Below are 22,949 nucleotides of genomic sequence, written 5' to 3'. Positions count from 1 at the left end.
GAGAGCTAGCGACGGTGGATGGACTTGTAGCTGACGTAGGCGTTGAGTCCCTCAATCCCGTACTCGGTGCCGAGGCCCGAGTCGTGCCTGCCGCCGAACGGGGCGGAGTGGTTGGAGGCGAAGAAATTGATGCCCACCGAGCCGGTGTCCATCCGATCGGCCACGGCGAGCGCCGCGTCCTGGTCCTGGCCGAACACGAGTCCGCCCAGCCCGAAACCGGTGTCGTTCGCCAGCGCCACGGCTTCGTCCAGGTCCGTGTACTTCATCACGGCCAGGACGGGGCCGAAGACCTCCTCGCGGGCAATGCGCATGTCCGGTGTCACGTCGGCGAACACCGTGGGCTCCACGAAGTAACCGCCCTCGAGCCCGCCGCCGAGCCGCGCGGCCCGCCCGCCGGTGGTGGCCCGGGCTCCCTCGCCCCTGGCCGCCTCCACGTGGTCGAGCACCGTCCGGTACTGCGACTCGGTGGCCGACGGGCCGAAATCGGTGGCCGGGTCCAGCGGGTCGCCCTGGACGCCGGCAGCGATGGTCGCCGTGACCATGTCCACCACCTGGTCATAGCGCGAGGCGGGGGCGAGGATGCGGCTGGAGATGTAGCAGGTCTGGCCCGTGTTGCGCATGCTGGAGCGGATCAGCACCTTCGACATCTCGTCCAGGTCGGCGTCCTCGAGCACCACCGCGCTGGACTTGCCGCCGAGTTCCAGCGTGACGGGACGCAGCAGCTCGCCGCAGGCGGCGGCGATCTTGCGCCCCACCGGGGTGGAACCGGTGAAGGCGACCTTGTCCACGCCGGGATGCTTGACCAGGGTGTCGCCGAGCCTGCCCGATCCGGTGACCAGGTTGACCACGCCGGCCGGCACTCCGGCGGCGGCCACGGCGTCCACGATGAGGCGGAAGGACAGCGGCGTGGGCGAGGCCGGTTTCATCACCACGGTGCAGCCGGCCAGCAGCGCCGGCGCCAGCTTGATCACCATGAGGTTGATCGGGAAGTTCCACGGCGCGATCAGCCCGCACACCCCTACCGGGTCCCGACGCACCACGGATTCGCCGCCGCCGTGCGGGAACGGGCGCACGTCTTCGTGTTCCAGGTAGCCGGCCAGGGTGGCGAAGTATCGGAAGATTCCCGCGGCGTTGCCGGCGGCCCGGGACGACTCGGAGACCGGCGAACCGTTTTCGCGGGTGTTGGTCAGCGAGAGCTCCTCGGACCGCTTCTCGACTTCGTCGGCAATCCGCAGCAGGTACGCCGCGCGTTCGGACGGCGCCAGGGTGGGCCACGGGCCGGAGTCGAAGGCCCGCCGCGCCGCGGCAACGGCGGCGTCCACGTCTTCGGGGGTACCGTCCGGTACCGATCCCCAGACGTCGCCGGTGGCCGGGTCGGTCACGGGATTGCGCCCGGTGCCGCGGGCGGGGACCCAGGCGCCGTCGATGAAGACGTCGTCGACGTGGGTGTAGGGCAGGTGCAACGCTGCGCGCGCGGCGAGGGCGGGCAGGGCGGACGGCGCCGGTGCTCCCTCCGGGGCGGGGGTGGTGGTGCCGGGGGTGGTGGTCATCGGATGACTCCTGTCTTCAGCAGGGCCCTGGAACGTTCCAGGTCGGCCGTTCCCATGGCGAGGGCGGCCTCGGTGATCAGTTCCGGAATGATCTCGGCGCCGAGCCGGTCGGTGTAGACGGCCGGCGTCATGCCGAACCAGGTCGCGGCCACCGCGATGCCGGCGTGGTCGAACCGCCACAGCCGGTCCGAGTCCCGGACCAGGGCGTCTTCCAGCGAGTACGGCACGTGGCGGGTGTCATGGCCGTCGATGATCTCGCAGACGCGGTCGACGAACTCCTTCGAGTACCCGAGGCCGGGCAGCACCGCGCGTGCCACCTTGCAGCCCTCGGCCTCATGCTCGAAGCGGATGGCCGCCTTGCGCCAGTCGCCGGTGAACCCCTCGGAAAGGATCCGTTCCTCGTCCACGTGCGCCCAGCCGGTGTCGTGCAGCAGGACGGCCACCCGGACCAGTTCCGCGTCGGCTTGCGGGTACGCCCGGCACAGCCGCTCGGCGAAGGCCAGTGAAATCGGCAGGTGGATGTCGTTGGCGCGGGTGCGTGTTTCCGGCACCACGGCCTGCCAGATCGGGTCCAGGTCGGCGGCGGCCGCCGGGGTGGTGGCGATGGGCGTGGTGTCGATGGCGCCGGTGGCCGGCAGCGGCCGCACGGGGTGGGCGGCCGCGAAGGCGGCGGCGCGCGGATCCTCGGCGGGGTCGGGTTGGCCGGCGGCGGCCCACGTTGGGGTTTGGCCCGCGGCCTCCGGGGTCTGTGTCTCGGGGGTGCTCATGGGGTGGGTCTCCTTGTCGTGCGGCCGCAGGGCGGGCAGTCAGTCGTCCGTCGCGATGGTCTTGAGGACGACGGCGGGGTCGGCTGCCGCGTCCGCGGGGATGTTCTGGCCCTTGGCCAGGGCGTTTTTGACCGCCATGAAGTCCAGCGGGGCGTTCACGCAGTCGGCGGCGATGATCCGGCCGTCGCGGTAGTAGAGGACGGAGAACTTGCCGCGCTCGTCGTCGCGGCGGACAACGGTCCGGTCGTAACCCAGCGTCAGGCCGGCGATCTGCAGCTTCAGGTCCGCCTGGTTCGACCAGAACCACGGGATCCCGGCGTACTCCTCGCGCCGGCCCATCAGCGAGTAGGCGGCGACCTTGGCGTGTTCGATCGCGTTGTTCACGCTTTCCAGCCGGATCCGCTCGCCCTCCGGCGAGCCGGGCAGCGGATTGGGCATGTTGGCCACGTCGCCCACCGCCACCGTGGTTCCGTCGGAGGCCAGCGCGTGCCGGTCGACCACAATGCCGTTGTCCACCTTCAGGCCCAGCTGCTCGGCGAGCTCGGTGTTGGGCACGACGCCGATGCCGACCAGCACCAACTGGGCGGCGACCACGGTGCCGTCTTCGAGTCCGACGCCGCCTACCGTGCCCCCGCCGTCCGTCGGCACCAGTTCCCGGATGCGGGAATTCAGCCGGATGTCGAGGCCGCGTTCGCGGTGCGCCGTGAGGAAGTAGTCGCTCGTCTCTTCGCCCACGGCCCGGCCGATCAGCCGCGGCCCGTACTCGAGCACGGTGACGTTCTTGCCCATCTTGTGCAGGCTGGAGGCGGCCTCCAGTCCGATGAACCCGCCGCCGATCACCACCGCGTCCCGCACGTCCTCCAGCTGGGCCTTCAGGGCCAGGGCGTCGTCGGCGTTGCGCAGGTAGACCACCCCGTCCAGGTCGGCGCCGGGGACTTGGAGTTTGCGCGCACGGGCGCCCACGGTCAGGGCCAGCCGGCGGAACGGGAACTGTGCCCCGGAGGCCGCGTGCGCCACCCCGGAACCGTCCGCTTCCTTCTCGATCCGCTCGATCCGCTCGCCCTTGACCAGGTCCACGTTGTGGTCCTCCCAGTACTGGTTCGACCGGAAGATCAGCGATTCGCTCTCCACCGTGCCCTGCAGGAACTCCTTGGACAGGGCCGGGCGCTGGTAGGGCCGGTGGTTCTCCTCGCCCAGCAGCGTGATGTGCTCCGTGAAGCCGAGCGCCCGCAGCGAAACGGCCAGCTGGACTCCCGACTGGCTCGCGCCGATGATCAGCAGCCCGGTTTGCACGGCACCGTCCGCCGCCGGGGCGGGGGCCGCCGTCGTCGTTGTGGTGGTGGTCGTGTCCATGATCAGATCTGCGTTTCCGGGGTAGTGACGTACACGTCCTGGCCCTCGGCCAGCTTGAGCTGGCAGGACAGGCGGGAATTTTCCTGGCGGTCCACCGCCGTTCCGTAGAGCATTTCGTCTTCCATGTCTTCCATCTCCGGAAGCTGGTCCATGGTGTCCTCGCGGACGAACACGTGGCAGGTGGCGCAGGACAGCGAGCCGCCGCATTCGGCGACGATGCCCGGCACGCCGTTGCGCACCGCGGTTTCCATGACCGAATCGCCGGGGTTGCCTTCGACGTCGCGGACGGCGCCTTCAGCGTCGGTGAAATGTACCGTAGGCATGGTTCTCCTTGGGTTGCAGTGGTTCAGATGAACTGGCGGCCGCCGTCGACCACCATGGTTTGTCCGGTGATGTAGGAACTGTCCGGGCCGGCCAGGAAGAGCGCCGCGCCCACGATGTCCTCGGGCTGGCTGGCGCGTTTGAGTGCGCCGCGGTCCACGCCGTAGTTCTCGGCGTTCTCCATCAGCCCGTAGCTGGCCTCGGTGAGCGTGAAGCCCGGCGCGATCGCGTTGACGGTGATGTTGCGCCGGCCCAGTTCCTTGGCCAGCACCCGGGTCATCGACACCACGCCGCCCTTCGAGGCGACGTAGTGCAGCCATTGCTCCGAGCCGGAGTAGATGGTGGCGGAGGAAAGGTTGATGACGCGGGCGCCGTCGGGCAGGAACGGGCTGGCGGCGCGGGTGACCAGCCAGGGCCCTTTGAGGTTCACGTTCATGACCAGGTCCCATTCGGCCGGGTCGATCTCCTCGAACGGGGTGCGGGTCACCGTGGCATAGATAGCGGCGTTGTTAAGGACGACGTCGATGCTCCCCTGCCCGAAGTCGGCGCACCGCCGGGCGAGGGCCTCGGTGGAGGCCACGTCGGTGACGTCGGCTTCGAAGGCCTCGGCCTCCGCGCCGGTTTCGCGGACCAGCGCGGCAGTCTTTTCGGCGCCGGCCAGGTTGGTGTCGGCCGCTGCCACCCGGTAGCCGCGGGCCGCGAAGCCCAGGGCGAAGGCGCGGCCCAGCCCGCCGGCGGCTCCGGTGATCAGCACGGTCCGGGTGCCGGGCCCCTGGTCGGGGTCCGGGAAGCCGTGGCCGGCCGTGGCGTCGGGGGGAGGCTGTGTCATCGTCACGCTTTCATGTTCGGAGTGCCGGACCGGGCCCGCTGGGGGTGCCGGCTTTGCCCGGCCCGGCACTTGGTGTACCTGAGTTGCGGCGGTACCGGAAACTCAGGTGTGGCTGTGTGCTCCCGGCCCGGTGACGGCCGGTTCGGCGGCTTCCTCAACGTCCAGGATCTGCACGGTGCCCTTGGTCCCGTCCACCCGCAGCCGCTGGCCGGTCTTGATGGTGGTGGAGGCCGAGCCGGTGCCGGTCACGGCCGGCAGCCCGTACTCTCGGCAGACAATCGCGGCGTGGCTCATCATGCCGCCGATGTCCGTGACGGTGGCCTTGATCTTGCCGAAGATCGGCCCCCAGCTCGGCGCGGTCACGGTGGCGACCAGGATCTCGTCCTGCTGTACCTCGGAGAGCTGGTCGGAATCGTGGACCACCCGTGCGTACCCCTCGACGATGCCCGGGGACGCGGCCATGCCGCGCAGTCCGCCGCCTTCGACCTCTTCGCCCTCGCCCAGCCACTGCTGGACCTGTTCGGTGGTGATGCCCCAGAGCATCCGGGTGAAGGGTTCGGTGATCGAGGCCGGCGGGGTGTTGAGCGCCGGTGCCGGCCGCGCGGTCTTCAGCGCGTCCACGATCTTGCGGCGGCGCTCGATTTCCTCCGGCCAGTAGGTGGGGCCGATCGGTTCGGCACCCACGCCCCAGCCGGTGACCAGGTCGAAGAGCGCGTCGCGGACCTCGTTCCGGTTCAGGTAGAGCAGGTCGTACGGCTCGGTCCAGAATCCCTCGGCGTGCATCATCCGCGACAGCTCGCGGATCTTGCGCCAGAAGACGCCCATGGTCCAGTGCTCGATGTAGAAGTTGTGGTTTTCCACGTACGGGTAGGCGGTGGCGGCCAGCTGGCGCTTGGCGTCGAAGGCGGCCAGGGTCTCGCCGTCGAGCAGTTCGCGGTATTCCTCCACGATCCGTTCCTTCTCCGCCACCAGCTCCTCGACCGGGCGCATGATGTCCTGGCCTTCGTCCAGCCGGCGGATGTAGTCGGCGATGTAGCCCAGCGGGATTTCCTGGTGTTCGTTCCAGTACTTGTCGTGCCCGTAGAAGCCGTTGCCCACGGTGAAGTTGAACCACGGGTCCTTGGCTTCCTCGTAGCGCGCGATCCAGCGGTCGCCGCCCTCGGAGGCGCCGACCGCGGCCAAGGTGGCATCGACGTCGTCCGTGTTGCCGAAGGCGGACTGCAGGCCCAGCTCCACGGCCAGCTTGGCGAGGTGCTTGAGCTCGTCGTCCGGGCGGAAGAGTTCCATGTCCACGCCCTGCACCATGGTGGCGATCGACTGGTCGGGGATGTTCGGGAAGACTTCCTTGCAGAAGTTGAAGAAGTCCAAGTAGGCGATGTAGCCCAGGTTCAGGAACTCGAAGTGGTACTGCCAGTTCTGGTAGGCCAGCTGGATCAGCCGGTCGTAGTTCTCCAGCAACACCTCGGAACCGTCCATGGCCTTGCCGGTGGTGATGTCTTCCATCGGGACCATGTCCGGCAGCTTTTTGAACGAGATGGTTTCCATTTCGTCGATGGTGCCGCGGACTTTCACGTGCCATTGCTTGAGCAGTTCCTCCCAGTTCTGGAAGTAGTGGCCCACGCGCTGCTCGAAATGCGGGACCCGGGCGGCGATCTGGTCCTCCGGGACCGGGATCGGCGACATGTACAGGTAGCCCAGGTGCACCCGGAACTCGATGCCGTTGGCGTTGGGGATCATCAGGTGCCGGGCGTTGTACTGGCCCAGGCACTTGACCGCGAACTCGCCGCCGATGGTCTCGAACGGCTTGTAGACGGTGGGCCAGTGCTGGCTGTCGCAGAACCAGAACTTGGCGTCTTCCTGTTCCTTGAGCTTGTCCTGGAACACGAGATAGTAAGGGTAGATCTTCTCCCAGCCCTCGGCGCCGGCGGGGACCGGCAGTTCGGAGGGCTTCGGGAAGGACTTCATAGACATGGCGGTCCTTTCGGTGGCGGCTCTGCGTTGAGCCTTCGGTGGGCGGTTCGGTGGAACGGTGGAACCTTGCGGTGGAGCTGTTAAAGCCTTGCTGCCGTGCGGTGGAACAGGCGGAACCTTGCTGCCGTGCGGTGGAACAGGCGGAACAGTTCGGGGCAATGGTCAGGCGGAGGGCTTCAGCAGCGAGGCGGTGATGCTGCCCAGGCTGAAGCCGCCGGCGGCGGTGCCTGCGTTCGCGGCTCCTGCATTCCCGGTTGAGGAGGCGGCCGCCGTCGCGGGAGCAGCACCGAGGGCCGCGGCGTATCCGCCGCCTCCCGGCACTGCGGACGACGACGCCACAGGCTTCTTGGAGGAGTGCACGGTTTCCGGCCGGGACTGCAGCAGCAGCAGGTTTTCGCCGTCGGGCAGGTCCCTGTCCAGCGCCCACTCGATGTCCTGCGGGCACTTGTAGTGTTTCTCGGCCCGCTTGGCCATCCGTGCCACGGCGAGCAGTTCGTCGTCGGTCAGGCTGCGCCGGGCCCGCCGCTCGGCGTCGACCTCCCGCTCCACGAGGGTGCGCGCGGCGGCATCGGGTATCAGTTCGGCGTGCTTGTCGCCCAGGTGTTCGGCGACCGGGGCCAGCGTGACCTTGTCCAGCACGATGTTGTCCGGCGTGACCTGCCCCGACACCACCATTTCGCCGACGCCGTAGGACGCGTCGATGGTGATCTTGGAGCGGTCGCCGTTGGCCGGGTCCAGGGTCATGGCGACGCCGGAGACCCTGGCGTTGACCATCTTCTGCACGACGACGGCCATCGACAGGCCCTGGTCCGGGATGTTGTTCTTCAGCCGGTAGATGATGGCGCGCGAGGTGTAGAGCGATGCCCAGCAGCTGCGAATGTGTTCGCCGACGGCGGCGAAGCCTTCCAGCCAGAGGTAGGTGTCCTGCTGTCCGGCGAAGGAGGCATCCGGCAGGTCCTCGGCGGTTGCGGAGGAACGCACCGCCACCGGGACCGGCGCGTCAAAGCGGGACATCAGGGCGTCATAGGCCTCGACGGTCTGGGCGCGCATGTCGGCCGGTACCGGGCGGGAGCAGATGTCTTCGCGGATGGAGGCGGATACCGCGTCCACCTGGGCGATGTCTTCCGGGTCCAGGCCGGCCAGCAGTTGGTTGATGTGCTCGGTGATCCCGGCTTCCTGCATGAAGCGGTCAAACTGGGCGGTCGTGACGACGAATCCCGGGGGCACCGGCATGCCCGCCGAGGTCATGGTGACCAGCGAGGCGCCCTTGCCGCCGAGGTTCTCGAGCGTGGGCTCGATGCCGCCGTCGAAAAACTGGATAAATTCGTTGCTGCGCATGGGCTCAGGCCTCCCAGCTGACGGGGACGGTTTCGGGGACTCGGAAGGAGATGTTTTCGCGGAACTCGATGTTTCCGGGGTTCTCCAGCTTCAGGTTCGGTGCCAGCCGCGCCACCTCTTCCAGGGCGATCTTGGCCTGCAGTTTGGCGAGCATGTTGCCCAGGCAGTAGTGGATGCCGAAGCCGAAGGACAGGTGTTCGCGGGCGTTGCCGCGGGAGATGTCGAACTCCTCGCTGTCTTCGAAGCGGGCGGCATCGCGGTTGGCGGAGCCCATCAGCAGCAGCAATTCGCCGCCCTCCGGGATCTTGACCCCGCCGACTTCGGTGTCCTTGAGCGCCTTCCGGCGCCAGCCGACGATGGAGCCGGAGAAGCGCAGCACCTCGTCGATGGCTGCCGGAATTTTCCGGGGTTCCTCCACCAGCTGCTGCCATTGGTCCGGACGAGCCAGCAGCACGCGCAGGGAGTTGGCGATCAGGGTGGTGGTGGTCTCGTGTCCGGCGAACAGCAGGGAGTAGAGGATGGAGGCGATCTCGTGGTCGCTGATCTCCGCCCCGTCCTGCTGGGCCTTGACCAGGTCGCCGGTCAGGTTGTCGCCGCCTTCTTCGTGGGCGACGCGGACCAGGCGCAGGCATTCCTGCCAGTACTCCACCAGGTTGTGGGCGTGCGGGATCTGCTCCTCGTCGCTGAGGTCGCCCCAGGTCATCGCCGCGCGGGAATCGGACCAGCGCTTGAACGTGTCCACCTGGGAGACATCAGCGCCGATCAGCGTCAGGATCGTGACCGTCGGGACGGTGTAGGCCAGGTCCTTCACGAGTTCGCCGCGGCGATCGGGGTGGGCCAGCATAGCTTCCAGCTGGTCCACCACGTTCTGCCGGATGAACGGTTCCAGCGCCTTGTAGCGGCGCGGGGTGAAAGCCTTTTGGGCCACTGCACGGATCCGGGTGTGCTCCGGCGGGCGGCGGGCTGAAAGCCCCGAATAGGCGGTGAAGCCGCCCTCTTCCATGATCTTGGTGGCCTGCGGGCCGCGCTTGCGCACCGGTGCCTGGGCGTTCTCGCTGGAGAAGGTCTCCCAGTCTTCGAAAACAGCCTTGATGTCGTCATAGCGGGAAACCACGTAGTAGCCGACGCGCTCGTCAAACATGACGGGCTGTTCGTTCCGCAGCTCCGTGTAGGCCGGGAACGGGTCCTTCATTTGGAACGGCTCATAGCCGTGGTGCCCTGCGGGGGCCTCGGCACCGTGGCCGAACGGGCAAGCTGCCGTTTCGGTCGAAGATGACATCTGGAACTCCTTGGGGTCTGCTTCCGCCGTCGCCGTTGTCGGTTTCAGCGGGCTGATTAGACTCCAGTGTTGCCCACGTCACTCTCAAGGCCTAAGGGGCCCTTCCACTCAGTGGAAACGAATAGTGCTTAGCGTCTCGTGGCACGCGGCGGCGTGGTCAGGCGTTGCTTGGCGGAGCTGGCCGGCAGTGGCTCCAGCGCGATTTGGGCCGCGCGCTCAGGCCTTCCGTGTGATGTGGCTTCCCAGCAAAGACTCCAGCGGGATGTGCGCGGTGGCGCGTTCGATCTGTGCCGAGACACCGCGCAGCGCCGGAAGGTGCCGCGTCATCGTGGGGGCCTGCGACGTCAGCAACACCAATCCCAGCCCGGCCCCGATCCGACCGGTATGGAAAACGGGCACGGCGATGGAGCAGGAGCCGAGCCGGACTTCCTCCAGCGTGGTGGCGTAGCCCTGCTCGCGAATCTGGACCAGTTCCTCCGCCAGGCGCCCGGGAACAATGTGGGTGTGGGCGGTGGGACGTTCCAGCTGCCGGTTCAAGTAGGCGGTGCGCACCCACTCCTCCTCGTACGCGAGGATGACTTTCCCGACGGCGGTGGCGTGCATCGGCAGCCGGCCACCGACCCGCGAGGCACGGGGCACGCGCTTGGTGCCGTAGATACGCTCGATGTACAGCACCTCGTGGCCTTCCCGGACCGCCAGCTGTGACGTCTCGCCGGTCAGGGAGAACAGGTCCTGCACGAAGGGGCGCGCGGCGTCGCGCAGTTGCCGGCCGGCGTTTTGCGCCAACTCCCAGAGGCGGATGCCCAGTTGATAGCGGCCGTTGGCCCCGCGGGACAGGAAGCCCCATTCCGTCAATTCCGCGACCAGCCGGTGCGTGGTGCTCAACGGCAGGCCGGAACCCTCGGAAATCTGGGTCAGGCTCAGCGCGCTGCGGGATTGCTCGAAGGCTTCAAGGATGGCCAGCACGCGGGACGTGACCGTGCGTCCCGGATCTCGGCTACCGCCGGCCATAGCTGCCTCCCATATTCCGCCGCCGGTCTGACGTAACCCGGCACCGCCGTCGCCCGATAAAGCCGGGCATCGCCGTCGTCCAGACAAAGGCGGGCATCGCCGTCGTCCAGACAAAGGCGGGCGCCGCCGTCGTCCAGACAAAGGCGGGCGCCGCCGTCGTCCCGGGCAAAGCCGAACGGCGTCGTCGTCTCTACTAAGCCGGACAGCGTCGTCGTCAGTTCCGCGAAGCTTCACAGCCGGTGCCCTTGCGGCACCCGGCCGAAACCGAGTCTAACCGCCGGCCAGCAGCGCCCGGCGCTGCGGCCACAACGTTACCGATTCCAGCGCGGACAGCGCGCGCGCCATAACCTTTGCCTCCTCGGTGAAGAGATGGCCCAGGACGCGCTGGCTGCAGAGCCGGAGCGCCTGGCCGCGGTCCAGCCCGAACCACTCCATCACGGTGTCGACGCCGTGCGGGCTGAGCCGCCACGTTTTGTCTGCATCCTTGACGATGGCGTCCTCGATCGAGAGGGCCTCCTCCTTGCGCGAGTCGTGCCCGTCGATGATCTCCAGGATGCGCGGAATGAGCGCCGGGTCATGTTCAACCTCTTCGAGGATCCGGGCCGCGAGTCGAGCGCCTTCCTTCTCGTGCAGCAAGACGAGGTCGGGCCGGCCGCCGCCGGGGGCGATCGCGGCGAGGACCTGGTCCGGCGGCACCTGCGACCAGCCGATGTCGTGCAGCATGATGGCCGGAAGGACGACGTCGGCATCGGCCTCCGGGTGGGCGGCCAGCAGGGCCTGGGCCAGGCCATAGGCGTAGAGGGTGTGGGCATCGTTATCGCGGACGACCAGCAACGGAGCCGCTTGCTGCCAGATCCGGTCCAAGTGCGCATCCAGTTCCACCACGCCGTCCGGCTGGGCCTCGATGGCGGCGGCGACGTCGTGGCCGTACAGGTTGGCGGCAGGCAGCAGCTTCGTCATGCCCACAGCATGACGAGCAATCGCCGGGCGGGCAACCGGGTGGTTCCGCTGGACGGAAGGTGGGCTGGGGCGGGCGGGGTGTGGTGGGCGGGCCGCCTGGCGGGCGGCTTGGGCGGGTCACAGACGGGCAGGCTGCCCGGGTAGTCGGCATGCCGGCGGCTTGCGCCGTAACTTCCCACGTTTCGGCGCATGCTTAAGCATTTTGCCTAGTCAGACAGGGGTAGCTCGGCCAAGACATGGGAAATTACGGCTATACATGGGCAGATAAGCGCTGCCCGGCCGCCGCGGACAACCATCCTGCCCGCGCGAAGAGGCATCCTGCGCACCCTGACACCGCGAGGCTGCTTGCGCGTCCCAGCCCGTCCGCCGACGGCCGCGCTAGCCCGTATTCCGCAAGCCCGCGGCAATGCCGTTCACGGTGATCAGCATGGCCCGCTGCAGTGCTTCGTCCGGCTCCGACGTCCGGATGCGGCGCAGCAATTCCACCTGCATGTACGAGATTGGGTCCAGGTACTGGTCGCGGATGTGCAGCGAGCGCTGTAGCACCGGCTGGTTATCGAGCAGTTCGTTCTCGCCGGTCAGCTTCCGGATTTCGGCCACGGTCAGCTCGAACTCGGCGCGGATGTCGTCGAACAGGTGCCGCAGTTGCTCCGGCACCAGCGTCGAGACGTAGTGCGCCGCGATCTCCAAGTCGGTCTTGGCCAGCGTCATCTCCACGTTCGAGATGAAGGACTGGAAGTAGTGCCAGTTGCTGATCATCTCGCGCAGCTGCGGCTGCAATCCGGCGGCGCGGGCTGCCCGCAGCCCGCTGCCGACGCCGTACCAGCCGGGAACGATCTGCCGCGACTGGGTCCAGCCGAACACCCAGGTGATGGCCCGCAGCTTGCCCAACCCCTGGCCGGCGGCCGGACCCGCCTCGGGGTGGTCGGCCGGACGCGAACCGAACTTCACCGCGCTCAGCTGCTCCACCGGCGTCGACGTCCGGAAATACTCCGGCAGGTCCGGGTGCTCCACCAGCAGCCGGTAGCGCTCATAGGCCGCGCCGGAAATCACCTCCATGGCCGCGTGGTACCGGCCGCGTTCGGCCTCCGAGGTCCGCGGCTCCTGGTGCAGCGCGGACGCCTGCAACACCGCCGCGAGCGCCAACTCCAGGTTTTCCCGGGCCAGCTCCGGCAGGGTGTATTTGTCGGAAATGACTTCGCCCTGCTCGGTGAACTTGATCTCGCCGGCGAGCGCGCCGTTGGGTTGGGCGAGGATCGCGTCGTAGGTGGGCCCGCCGCCGCGGCCGACCGATCCGCCGCGGCCATGGAAGAAGCGCAGCCGCACCCCGTGCCGGGCGGCCACGTCGCGCAGCACCAGCTGGGCCTTGTGGATTTCCCACTGACTGGTGGCCACGCCGGCTTCCATGTTGGAGTCCGAGTAGCCGAACATGACCTCCTGCAGGTCGCCGCGCAGCCGCACAATCCGGCGGTACTGCGGGTCCGAGAGCAGGTCGTCCAGGATCTTCCCGCCGCTGCGCAACGCCTCCACGCTTTCCAGGAGCGGCGCGAAGCCGATCAGGGCCTTGGGCTCGGAGCCGTCCAGCGCCAGCAGTCCCGCCTCGCGCGCCAACACCGCGGCGGCGAGCACGTCGTCGGCGCCGCGTGCCCGGGACACGATGTACGTCTCCACCGCGTCGGGGCCGTACTGGCGCAGTGCCTCGGCGATCGCGCCGAACACCTCCAGCGTGCGTGCCCGCTTCTTTTTCAATATCGACGGCGGTGCCAGCGGTCCGGGCTCGAGCAGCAGCGAGGAAAGCAGTTGCTGCCGCGGACCGCGCGCCAGATCGAGGTAGCCCGCCGGGGCAGCAGCGTCGGCCGCAGGGTCGGTGTCGCCCACAGCTGTCGCCACACCCGCCGGAACAGCCGCGCCGCCAACCGCCACACCCACCGGCGCAGAAGCGTCGACCGCAGATTCGGTGCCGCCCACCGCCGCCGCCGCCCCACCCGAACCCGCCACTCTGCCCGCCGCGGCACCCAAGGCCGCGGTCACGCCGGCCGGGGTCCGCGCGGCATCGCGGGCGGCCAGCAGTGCCGCGACCGCCTTGTGGTGCTTCCCCGCGTTGTCCCGAAAGTCCAAGGTGGCCAGGTGCAGCCCTATGGTCGAGACCGCCCGGCGCACGGCGGCCAGCGAACCGTCCGCCACCAGCGACGCGGTGTGGGCGCGCAGGGATTGCTCGATCGGCGCCAGGTCGGCCAGCACCTCCGCCGTCGAGCTGTAGTCCCGCCCGGGCTCGTGCGGGAGCCGGCGCTGGATCCGCGCGCTGGTATTGAGCAGCTTCGCCTTGATGCAGGTCAGTTTTAGCCGGTAAGGCTCGTTAGCGTTCAGCTCGCGCACCCTGGTGTCCAGGCCCGGCAGGTTCTCCAGGTCCCTGGCGACGGAGTCCAGCAGCTCGTCGCTGGCGGCCACGATCGTCGTCGAGTTGGACAGGACGGCGATCAGGCTGTCCACAAAGCCGATGTTGATCCGCACCGCGTGCTGGTTCTGCAGCTGGAAGACCTCATGGGTCACGTCCACGGTGACCAGCGGGTTGCCGTCACGGTCGCCGCCGATCCACGAGCCGAAGCGCAGCGGCGCCCCGTCGGCGGGCAGCGTCACGCCGTGTTCGGAGAGCAGTTCGGCCAGGTCCCCCATCAGTTCCGGCAGGGTGTTGTTGAGGATGTTGCCCAGGTAATAGACGGCGTTGCGCGCCTCATCCACCGGGCTCGGCCGCACGTGCCGCAGCTCGTCCGTCTGCCACATCTGGTCGATGATCTCGGCCAGCCGCCGGTCCTGCCGCCGCCGCGCCGTGCTGCCCTCCGCCGTCGTGGTGGACAGCAGGTCGGAGATGGCGCGCAGCTTGTCCAGCACGGTGCGGCGCGATGCCTCGGTGGGATGCGCGGTGAAGACGGGGCGGACGTCGAGCTGGTTGACCGCGCGCTGCAGCGCCTCGGGCCCGGCTTCCTCGGCAATCTGCGCCACGGTGCGCAGCAACTGCCCGTCTTCCTCCGGCCGGGCACGCAATTGCCGCACCCGATGCACCTGCTCGGCGGCGTTGGCCAGGTGGAAGTAGAAGGCAAAAGCCCGCACCAGGTCGGTGGCCTCGTCCACGTCCAGCCCCGCGAGGAGTTCGCGAACCTGGTCGATCACCTCGCGGGCGGTCCAGGGCCCCGTGGCCTCGCCCTCGCCCCGGGCCGCTTCCTTGGACTCCTTGGTCAGCAGCCGCACCTGCTCCACCAGGTGGAGCAGCTCCGGCCCGTGCTGGCGGGCCAGCGATGCCCCCAGCAGCGTGCTGACCCGGCGCACATCGGCGCGCAGGCTCGAGTCGACATCCCGGTCGCGGGCGGCGTGCGGCATGGGTGCGTCCTTTCGCGTCCTGCGGGCGGCTGCGGCGGGCGTGCCGTTCCCGGGGACTCCAAGCTTCGGCACGGTCCACCTCAAGCGTACGACGGCGGCGCCTCGCCTTTCGCCGACGGGTCCCGGGAGGCGCCTGTTGCCTAGGTGCCGTCCGGGCGGTGCCGGTTACCTGGGCGCAGCCCGGGAGGCGCCGATTGTCTGGGGTGCCGCCCGGGAGGTGCCGCGCCGGTTACTCCCCCGCTCACCGGACCCTTCGGTTACTTGGGCGCCATCCGGATCGCGCCGTCCAGCCGGATGGTTTCGCCGTTGAGCATCGAGTTGGCCACGATGTGCGCGGCCAACTCCGCATACTCGGCCGGTCGGCCCAGCCGGGACGGGTGCGGCACCTGCTGGCCCAGCGATTCCTGCGCCTGTTGCGGCAGCCCGGCCATCATCGGCGTCTCGAAGATGCCCGGCGCGATGGTGACCACCCGGATCAGCGAGCGCGCAAGTTCGCGCGCCAGCGGAAGCGTCATGGCCGCCACTCCGCCCTTGGAGGCGGCGTAGGCGGGCTGGCCGATCTGGCCGTCGAAGGCCGCCACGGAGGCGGTGTTAATAATGACGCCACGCTCGGGTCCGCCGAGTTCGGTTTCCACCGGTTCGGTGGCGGCCATGGCGGCGGCGGCCAGGCGGATCACGTTAAAGGTGCCGACCAGGTTGACCTGTACCACCTTGGCGAACGCCTCCAGCGGCAGGACCCCGTCGCGGCCCAGCACCTTGCCCGGGGTGGCGACGCCGGCGCAGTTGACCACAATCCTCAGCGGCCCCAGCGCCGCGGCCGCCTCGACCGCGGCCTGCACCTGTTCTTCACTGGTCACGTCGGCGGGCGCGAACACGGCCCGGTCCCCAAATTCGGCTACGAGCTCTTTCCCCTTCGAGCCGGGCAGGTCCATCAGCACCACCGACGCACCGGCGGCGTGCAGCCGGCGGGCCGTCGCCGCCCCCAGCCCCGACGCCCCACCCGTGATCAACGCTACGGTTCCGGCTACCTCCACTGGATCCTCCTTAGGGTCCTCAACACTCATCTCTCCGGCCGCCTGCCTACCGGCGGCGCTGCACACCACAGCCTAGTGTGGCGCGGCGCACACCCCGGGCACCGGCGGGGCGGGCGGGCATATTCCGGCCTGCGCCGCCCCCGATCCGCCGTTAGGCTAATCCACATGCCCACCCTGCCCGGCGGCGGCAGAGCCTTCCGCCCGCCCAACTCCGCCCTCGCGGCAGGGCGCGCTGACGAGGCTGCCATCGCCGTCGTCCGCCATTTCGGCCAGCGCCTGCTGGGCCTTCCGTTCACCGTGCTGGGCGCGGTCCGCCAGCCCTCCCCCGGCCGGGGCGGGCCGTGGCACTACTGGTGGCAGGCCCACTTCGTGGACTGCCTGGTGGATGCCGGGTGGCGGGAGCTGCACCGGGGCCAGCATTACGACGGCGGCGACGGGCCGAGCGCCGGCCGTCTCGCCGCGCGGCTGTTGCGCACGCTCCGCTGGCGCAACGGATTCCGCTTCGACAACTCCTACTACGACGACATGGCCTGGCTGGCCTTGGCGGCGCAGCGGCTGGATATGCTGGCCGCCGAGGCGCACAAGCCCCGCTTCCGGAACAGGGCCGCGGCACGCCGCCTGCTGCCCCAACTGGAATGGGCGCACACCCCGGATCTGGGCGGCGGCCTGTTCTGGAACACCGCCAGGGACTTCAAGAACACCCCCGCCACGGCACCGGCGGCCCTGTATCTGGCGCGCGCGGGCGACCGGGCGCAGGCCGCCCGGCTCCTGGACTGGCTGGATGCCACGTTGTACGCGCCCCGGCAGCGGCTGTATCTCGACGGCGTCCGCGTCTCCGGCGGCCAGCCGGTTTTGGTGGACGACGTCTACACCTACAACCAGGGGCCGGTGCTCGGGGCACTGCTGGAAACGGGCCGCGACGCCGACCTGGCGCGGGCCGCCGAAGTGGTGCAGGGCATCGCGGCCGGTTTGGTCCAGGGGCGTTCGGGAACTCCGCATGCAGCCACCGGCGGACGCACCGCCACCGCAGGACCGGCCGACGACGAGAGCCCGGCCGCCGCGGCCTCGGGAACCGCCGGCGACGGCGGCCCACTCGTCCTGCGCACGCACGGTGCGGGCGACGGCGGACTGTTCACCGGGATCTTGGCCCGCTACCTGGCCCTGGCTGCCCGCTCCGACCTGCTGCCGGATTCAACGCGGGAACTGGCCGCGCGAATGGTCTTGGACACCGCGCTAGGCTTCTGGGACGGGCGGACCATCGGAAACCACCGCACCGAGGAGGTGATGGTCTTCTCCCCCGACCCCGCGGTTCCGGCCTCCGCGGCGGGCGGGCCCGGCCTCGGCGTCGAACTGTCCACCCAACTGCAGGCCTGGATGACCCTGGAGGCCGCCGCCACGCTGCCCGTCTGAGCGGGCGTGGGCACGGGCGTCCGAGCGGGCGTGTGAACAGGCGCGGCCGGAGCAGTGCACGGGCAGCAGCCGGCCGTCAGGACGGCATCTTCTGCTGCGGGTACGGTGTTTCCTGCCGGGCCAGCATCTCCACGAAGCCGGCGATCTTGCGCTGCCGGGCGGCATCGGTCTTCAGCTGGGCCAGCCGGTGGATCAGCGCGAAGCGGTTCTGCGAGGTGAGCACCTCGAACATCGCCTGCGCTTCCGGGACGGCGGCGATCGCCGCTGCCAGGTCCTCGGGCACCTCGGCCGTGGCGGGCCCGGCGTAGGCCTTCTCCCAGCGGCCGTCGGCCTGCGCCGCGGCCACGGCAGCCCGGCCGGCCTCGTGCATCTTCCCGGCCTGCTCCAGCCGCTCAATGTGCCCGACGTTCCGCAGCGACCAGATGCTGCGCTTCGTCCGCGGGGTGAAGCGTTGGAAGGTGCTTTCCGCGTCGCGCCGCTTGCCTTGCCCGTCGATCCAGCCGAAACACAACGCCTCGTCCAGGGCGGCGGCATAATCCAGGGCCGTGACCGTGCCGCCCTTCTTACCCAGGATCAGCCACACACCGGCCGACGAGGCGTGGTTTTCCTCCAGCCAGGCCCGCCACGCGGCGGCGTCTGGCACCAACAACTCCGGAAGCTCAACAGCCATGCCCTCATGGCAGCACGGCAGGGCCGCGTCGTCTAGTGTTTTTGGGTATCGTCCCGTCCCGGCCCAAGGAGAGAACCCAGATGCTGCGCGTCCGTCCCGTGTTGTCCACTTCCCGCATGGGGCCGTGGCGGGACTTGTTGACCGCGGCAGGGCTGGCCTGCGTGGCCGACGACGGCGGTGCCCGGCTGGAGTTTTACGCCGGCTCGGGGCGGCTGGAGCTGCGCCTGGCCGATGCCGGCGACGCCGCCGACGGCCGCGTGGAACTCGGCTTCGAGGTCCGTGACCTCGACGAGTTTGTCCGCCGCACCGTGGCCGACGGCACGCGGGCGGAGATCGAGGCGGGCGGCCACGGCCGGTCCGCGCGGATCACCGCACCCTCGGGCCTCAGCTTCCTGGCCCAGCCCGCCGCGCCGTCGTTCGGGCACGTCGCCGGGCACAACCCGCCCGATCCGGCGCTGGCCGTCATGCCGGTTTGGACGACGCCGGACGTACCCGGTGCTGCGGCCACCCTCCGCGGAATCGGCGCGCGTCCCCGGGTCAGCGGCGAGGGCGACGGGGCGGACTTCGCGGCAAAGAACGGCGGGCTGGTCGCGGTACAGCACGGCGAAACGGAGCAGCTTGGGCTGGCCTTTGAGTACGACGGCGACCTGGCCGCCTTGTGGGAACGCCTCGCCACGGCCGGTTACCGCTGCTCCCAGGCGAACGAGGTCGGCCGGCACGTCCTGCTGGTGGAGCATCCGGACCGCGCGGACCCGGCCGCCGAAAGGTACCTGCGGTTCAGCGCCCCGCGAAACGGATCGGCCGGAAACCGCCCGCTGCCGCCGACGCTTCGGCCCTGATGGGACCGGCGGTTCCGCGGTTCTGGCGGGTTTGGCCGCGGCTGGCCTGCGGTGGAACGGACGCGCCGTGCGGGGCGGCCGGCGTGACTGGCGTCGCAGGGGTGCGGTAGAACAAGTACATGAGCGTACGCACTCCCGACCCGTATCCCGGCTGGCTGTCCCATGAGGATCTGCACGAGGCGCGGCAACGCCTGCCGATGCTTTACGTTGAGGCGGTGCCGGTCCGGCTGGACTCGCTGGGGTATGTCACGGAGATCGGCCTGCTGCTGCAGGCATCGGACGAAGGCGAGATGGTGCGCACGTTCGTTTCCGGGAGGGTGATGTACCGCGAGACGGTCCGCGCCGCCCTGTTGCGTCATCTGGAGAAGGACCTCGGCCCGCTCGCCCTGCCGCAGCTGCCGGCCAGCCCGGTGCCGTTTACGGTGGCGGAATACTTCCCCTCACCGTCCGAGACCGGGCTGACGGATGACCGGCAGCATGCCGTGGCCCTGGCCTACGTCATTCCCGTCACCGGGGAATGCAACCCGCGCCAGGATGCTTTGGAATTGAGCTGGATGACGCCGGAAGATGCGCTGAGCCAGGCGGTCCAGTCCGAATTCGTCGGCGGCCGCGGCAACCTGCTGCGCCAGGCCTTGGCTCACGCGGGCTGGTGCCGCTGACAGCCGGCCGAGTGTCGGCCCGTTGACCGCAGGCCGGGTGCCGGCGGACTGACCGCCCGTTGGGTTGGCGGGCTGACTTGCCCGGCTACTTCGGCAGCATCCAGACGTACATCTGGGCGGCGAGGTCCCGGGACTCCTCCCGGTGCTGGTCCTGGTAGCTCAGCCGCTTCAGCGGGACCGGCCGCTGGCTGCGGCGGTTGGCCAGATCCGTCAGGACCGTGCCCGCGGCGCGCAGCAGCACGGTCAAACGACTCCTGCTGCGGAACTGCTCGGGGTACAAGGGGGCGTGCGTCGGCGCTTCGCCAAGGCGGGCCTCCGGGGCAAAAATGATGCTCATGGCTGGATTCAGCTTTCACAAGAATGTAGGGCTGCTGTGCGTGAGGTGCTTCGTCAGAAGAACCGACGAGGTACGGTTCCGGCGGGAACTTCGATATCTTGACGCTATCGGCGATCGCGGTCATCTTTGGTCCTCGATCCCGAGCCGGATACCGATTTTTATGGGCCCGCGGCATCCGGTGCCGAGATCAACGCCCGGGCGCACCGTCCCTATTCCCACGATGTGGACCGCGTGAGAGTCCCCTCACAATCCATCGTTTCATCAGGTCGGCGCGCTGGACATCGCGCCGCACCTCCCCCCGGAAAGATAACGAATTCATATACTGATCAGACGATCGCGAGCGTGACTAAGGATTTACCCATGACGGAACAGCAGGCCGAGACATACATCCACCATGTCAAGGCCGAGGCCGTGGGCGCCGGTGCCCGGTTTCTGACCCGTTCCGGAGAGCACTCGGCGCCGGTGGCAAGCACCGCCGTCGTACCCGACGATTTCGGCACGCCGGCGCTGGTGGTGGCCACGCTGGAAGACGGCAGCAAGGTGCGCATTGCCCACGGCTCGCGCATCCGTGTGGCTTCCTCGCGCAGGCCCGCGCCGCTGCCCGGCGCGCTGGCACTGGCTGAGCTGGAACTGATCCCGGCCGAGGAAGGCACTCCCGAGGCGGTGGTGGTCGAGGTAGCGCGGGCACACGCGCGCAATGCCCGGGTGCAGCGGCTGGCCGCACGCTTGAGCCGAGGCCTCAACACCAAGGCCGGCAGCCACCTGCAGGACGTGCGGGATCTGGCCCATATCCTGTTCGTGGAGCTGGACGACCGCGAACGCGCCCTCACGGTCTGCCGGCTGATCATCGACCAGCCGTTTGACGGGAACTTCGGCCGGTGGAAATGGATTCAGTCGACGATGGCCATGGCCGCCTACATGCTGCGGGAGTCCGGCGACGAGGAGGACCAGCAAGAAGCCCAGAGGCTGGCCGAGGCGCTGCGCACCCCCGACGACGCCGACGAGGACCCCTTCCGCGCGAAGGTCAACGCCGAGGTCCGCCAGCGCCAGCTGAACGAGCCGAACCTCTACGACAAGGAAATCCACCGCGCCATGGCCGCCGCCGACCGTGACGTGGAGCGTGAGTGGCGCGAACTGCGCTTGAGCTCGTTGTTGTACCTGCGCACGCACGGCGGCTCGGAGACCCTGGAGCCGGTCGAGCTGGACCGCCGGATCAGCAACGAGCTGGTGGCGATCCGCGCACTGGACGCCCAGCAGCGGAACTCCTAGGCCCGTTCCCCCCGACTCTGGCCACCCCTGCGGCCCCGCGGGTAGAGTCGGCCGCATGACGGATAGCGGTGTTGCACCGGCGACCGATCCCCTGAGCGTCCACATTAATGCGGACGCCCGCCAGGTCTGGGTCATGCTGCGCGAGCCCAGGTCGATTGCGCAATGGCACGGCTGGGACATGAAGGGCCTGGACGAGGAGATCCGCGAGATCTACTTCACCGGTGCCACCGAATCCGAAGACCACAAACAGCTCACGCTAAGCAACGGCGATGCCTTTATCCTGAATCCGGTGGGCGACGGCGTGCAGCTGAGCCTCAAGCGCGGCCGGGAGTCCGGCGAGAAGTCCGACGAGTGGTGGGAGGACGTCACCGAAGGCTGGCTGACGTTCCTGCAGCAGCTGCGGTTCGCCCTGGAGCGGCACCCCAACGACCTACGCCAGACCACGTACCTCGGCGCGGACTCGCTGCCGCCCGACGGCCTGCTCGCCAGCCTGGGACTCGACAACCTGCCGGAACCGGACCAGCCGTACTCCACCACGCTGTCCACCGGCGAGGGCGTGTCCGGCAAGGTGTGGTTCCGGTCGGAGCGTCAGCTCGGGCTGACGGTTGATTCGTACGCCGACCATGGCGGCGGCCTGCTGATTGTTGCGACGACGCCGCCGCATCCGGAGGGCCGGCCGGAGGGCGGCTGCCAGGTGCTGATCAGCTGCTACGGCCTCGGTGCCCGACGGCTCGCGGAAATCCGGGAGGCCTGGGATGGCTGGCGCAGCAGCGCGCTGCCCGGCGCCGACCCACTGGTGCTCGGCAGCAACGCGGGGCCGGTCGCCGAATAAACCACACCGCCACCCGGGCCGGACGGCGGCCGGGCGAGCCGCTCATCCCTCGCCGCGGTGCTTGCGCTGGAAGCGGCGCCGGTTCTTCATGCGCACGGTGCGCTGGTGCATCAGGTACACCAGGCTCAGCCCGACCAGCGCACCGATCGCGGTCTGCAAAGCCCGGTCCACCATCAGCTCCTGCGGATCCGTGGGGGCAGCGAGCTCGGTCATGATCAGGGCCAGCGGCGTGATGAAGATCAGCGCAAGGGCATAGTGGCGCAGCACGAACATCTCGGCCGCGAACTGGAGCACCACCACCATCAGCACCAGCACCCACGGCGCCGGGTGCGGGGCCAGCAGCACCCCGGCTACCGCCACACCCGCAAAGGTCCCCAGGATGCGGTGCACGCCTTTGTTCACCCGCTGGGCCAGGCTGGGGCCGGCGATCGGGGCCACCGCGGCCACCATCGCCCAGTAGTTGTGCCCCAGGCCCACCAAGGTGGCGAGGGTCCCGGCCGCCAGCGCCGCCACGGCATTCGCGCCGGCCTCCACCCCGAATTCCCGCCAGTGTTCGGCGGTCAGTTCCTGTTTCGGCGGCGGCGCCATGGACGTCCGCCAGGACGGCACCAACCGGCTGCTGATCCCGATCAGCATGGCCAGCACCACGCTCACCAGTCCGGTCAGCATGGCCTGCCACAACGGCGCCGTCAGCGGAATCGAGCCGATGGCGGCATAACCGAAGGTGAAGAAAATGACCCCGGCCGGCCGCAGCCGGAAGTAATTGACTGCCAGAGACCACAGCCCGGCCACCACGGTGGTGCCGAACACGATCCCCCAGGGCCCGAGACCGGCCCGGGCAGTGAGCGCGCCGAGGAACATGACCAACAGGATCAGGACGCCAAACTGGCCTTGATGCCGCAGCCTGGAGCCGTGCGCTTCGCCGCGGCCGTAGATCCCCGTGAAGGCGCCGAACGCGGCGAAAACCATCAGGTCAAACCGGCCGAACGCCAGCAGGGCAAGCAGCGGCAGGCCCACGCTGAGACCGCAACGCGTGGCCACAATATGGTCCTGGCGTGCCGGGCCCACCCGGAAGAACTCGCGCACGTGCTGCTTCAGCATTCTGCCGCCCTTCGGTTACCACTGTATCTACGCTGCAGCATGGC

At 69.2% G+C, this 22,949-nt stretch carries 20 protein-coding genes; 5 read left to right on the top strand and 15 right to left on the bottom strand.

Annotated elements, in window-relative coordinates; genetic code table 11:
• Window positions 1-5: 5 nt before the first annotated feature.
• The 12 genes from AC5RVZ_RS25995 to AC5RVZ_RS25940 all read right to left on the bottom strand — a co-directional run bounded on the left by AC5RVZ_RS25995 (window position 6) and on the right by AC5RVZ_RS25940 (window position 15,788).
• Complete coding sequence (locus AC5RVZ_RS25995; protein ID WP_494068506.1) at window positions 6-1,550, bottom strand: aldehyde dehydrogenase family protein; 1,545 nt, start codon at window positions 1,548-1,550, stop codon at window positions 6-8.
• Window positions 1,547-2,317, bottom strand: a complete 771-nt coding sequence (locus tag AC5RVZ_RS25990) for an HD domain-containing protein (RefSeq protein WP_494068505.1) — start codon at window positions 2,315-2,317, stop codon at window positions 1,547-1,549. Before AC5RVZ_RS25990 ends, AC5RVZ_RS25995 begins: the two co-directional genes overlap by 4 nt.
• A 39-nt stretch (window positions 2,318-2,356) precedes the next feature.
• Entirely contained in the window at window positions 2,357-3,670 is a 1,314-nt protein-coding gene (locus AC5RVZ_RS25985; protein ID WP_494068504.1) for an NAD(P)/FAD-dependent oxidoreductase, read from the bottom strand.
• A gap of 2 nt (window positions 3,671-3,672) precedes the next feature.
• Window positions 3,673-3,993, bottom strand: a complete 321-nt coding sequence (locus AC5RVZ_RS25980; RefSeq protein ID WP_494002250.1) for a 2Fe-2S iron-sulfur cluster-binding protein — start codon at window positions 3,991-3,993, stop codon at window positions 3,673-3,675.
• A 23-nt stretch (window positions 3,994-4,016) separates the two neighbouring features.
• On the bottom strand, window positions 4,017-4,820 hold the full coding sequence (locus AC5RVZ_RS25975; RefSeq protein ID WP_494068603.1) for an SDR family NAD(P)-dependent oxidoreductase: 804 nt from the start codon (window positions 4,818-4,820) through the stop codon (window positions 4,017-4,019).
• Window positions 4,821-4,922: 102 nt separating this feature from the next.
• The gene (locus AC5RVZ_RS25970; protein WP_494068503.1) at window positions 4,923-6,791 is read right to left on the bottom strand and encodes a PEP-utilizing enzyme; all 1,869 of its coding nucleotides are present in this window, start codon (window positions 6,789-6,791) and stop codon (window positions 4,923-4,925) included.
• Window positions 6,792-6,953: 162 nt separating this feature from the next.
• Window positions 6,954-8,129, bottom strand: coding sequence for a PEP/pyruvate-binding domain-containing protein (locus tag AC5RVZ_RS25965; protein WP_494068502.1), 1,176 nt, complete (start codon window positions 8,127-8,129; stop codon window positions 6,954-6,956).
• Window positions 8,130-8,133: 4 nt separating this feature from the next.
• A complete protein-coding gene (locus AC5RVZ_RS25960; protein ID WP_494068501.1) occupies window positions 8,134-9,408 on the bottom strand; it encodes a cytochrome P450 in 1,275 nt (424 codons plus the stop codon).
• Between the two features lie 216 nt (window positions 9,409-9,624).
• Complete coding sequence (locus tag AC5RVZ_RS25955; protein ID WP_494068500.1) at window positions 9,625-10,419, bottom strand: IclR family transcriptional regulator; 795 nt, start codon at window positions 10,417-10,419, stop codon at window positions 9,625-9,627.
• A 270-nt stretch (window positions 10,420-10,689) separates the two neighbouring features.
• A complete protein-coding gene (locus AC5RVZ_RS25950) occupies window positions 10,690-11,379 on the bottom strand; it encodes an HD domain-containing protein (protein WP_494068499.1) in 690 nt (229 codons plus the stop codon).
• A 378-nt stretch (window positions 11,380-11,757) separates the two neighbouring features.
• Window positions 11,758-14,754, bottom strand: coding sequence for a phosphoenolpyruvate carboxylase (locus AC5RVZ_RS25945; RefSeq protein ID WP_494068498.1), 2,997 nt, complete (start codon window positions 14,752-14,754; stop codon window positions 11,758-11,760).
• 257 nt (window positions 14,755-15,011) lie between these two features.
• Complete coding sequence (locus tag AC5RVZ_RS25940; RefSeq protein ID WP_494068497.1) at window positions 15,012-15,788, bottom strand: SDR family NAD(P)-dependent oxidoreductase; 777 nt, start codon at window positions 15,786-15,788, stop codon at window positions 15,012-15,014.
• Between the two features lie 165 nt (window positions 15,789-15,953).
• Between AC5RVZ_RS25940 and AC5RVZ_RS25935 the strand changes: the two genes are divergently transcribed.
• Window positions 15,954-17,198 carry a glycoside hydrolase family 76 protein gene (locus AC5RVZ_RS25935; protein ID WP_494068496.1) on the top strand — a complete coding sequence of 415 codons (1,245 nt, stop codon included), beginning with the start codon at window positions 15,954-15,956 and terminating at the stop codon, window positions 17,196-17,198.
• Between the two features lie 76 nt (window positions 17,199-17,274).
• Here the strand turns inward: AC5RVZ_RS25935 and AC5RVZ_RS25930 are convergent, their stop codons facing one another.
• Window positions 17,275-17,868 carry a YdeI/OmpD-associated family protein gene (locus AC5RVZ_RS25930; RefSeq protein ID WP_494068495.1) on the bottom strand — a complete coding sequence of 198 codons (594 nt, stop codon included), beginning with the start codon at window positions 17,866-17,868 and terminating at the stop codon, window positions 17,275-17,277.
• 80 nt (window positions 17,869-17,948) lie between these two features.
• Between AC5RVZ_RS25930 and AC5RVZ_RS25925 the strand changes: the two genes are divergently transcribed.
• Together AC5RVZ_RS25925 and AC5RVZ_RS25920 are read left to right on the top strand one after the other, a co-directional pair.
• Window positions 17,949-18,707, top strand: a complete 759-nt coding sequence (locus AC5RVZ_RS25925; protein WP_494068494.1) for a VOC family protein — start codon at window positions 17,949-17,951, stop codon at window positions 18,705-18,707.
• 119 nt (window positions 18,708-18,826) lie between these two features.
• Window positions 18,827-19,366, top strand: coding sequence for an NUDIX hydrolase family protein (locus AC5RVZ_RS25920; protein WP_493976990.1), 540 nt, complete (start codon window positions 18,827-18,829; stop codon window positions 19,364-19,366).
• Between the two features lie 85 nt (window positions 19,367-19,451).
• On the opposite strand, the gene AC5RVZ_RS25915 is transcribed toward AC5RVZ_RS25920, so the two are convergent.
• Entirely contained in the window at window positions 19,452-19,703 is a 252-nt protein-coding gene (locus AC5RVZ_RS25915; RefSeq protein ID WP_494068493.1) for a hypothetical protein, read from the bottom strand.
• A gap of 360 nt (window positions 19,704-20,063) precedes the next feature.
• Between AC5RVZ_RS25915 and AC5RVZ_RS25910 the strand changes: the two genes are divergently transcribed.
• Together AC5RVZ_RS25910 and AC5RVZ_RS25905 are read left to right on the top strand one after the other, a co-directional pair.
• Window positions 20,064-20,972, top strand: a complete 909-nt coding sequence (locus AC5RVZ_RS25910; protein ID WP_494068492.1) for a DUF6707 family protein — start codon at window positions 20,064-20,066, stop codon at window positions 20,970-20,972.
• A 55-nt stretch (window positions 20,973-21,027) separates the two neighbouring features.
• Window positions 21,028-21,804 carry an SRPBCC family protein gene (locus AC5RVZ_RS25905; RefSeq protein WP_494068491.1) on the top strand — a complete coding sequence of 259 codons (777 nt, stop codon included), beginning with the start codon at window positions 21,028-21,030 and terminating at the stop codon, window positions 21,802-21,804.
• Between the two features lie 42 nt (window positions 21,805-21,846).
• Here the strand turns inward: AC5RVZ_RS25905 and AC5RVZ_RS25900 are convergent, their stop codons facing one another.
• A complete protein-coding gene (locus tag AC5RVZ_RS25900; protein ID WP_494068490.1) occupies window positions 21,847-22,905 on the bottom strand; it encodes an FUSC family protein in 1,059 nt (352 codons plus the stop codon).
• Between the last annotated feature and the right edge of the window lie 44 nt (window positions 22,906-22,949).

The organism is Arthrobacter sp. Cza30 (assembly GCF_059090765.1).
The sequence above is the reverse complement of the archived record's forward strand: the minus strand, read 5'-3'. Positions and strand labels throughout refer to the sequence as shown.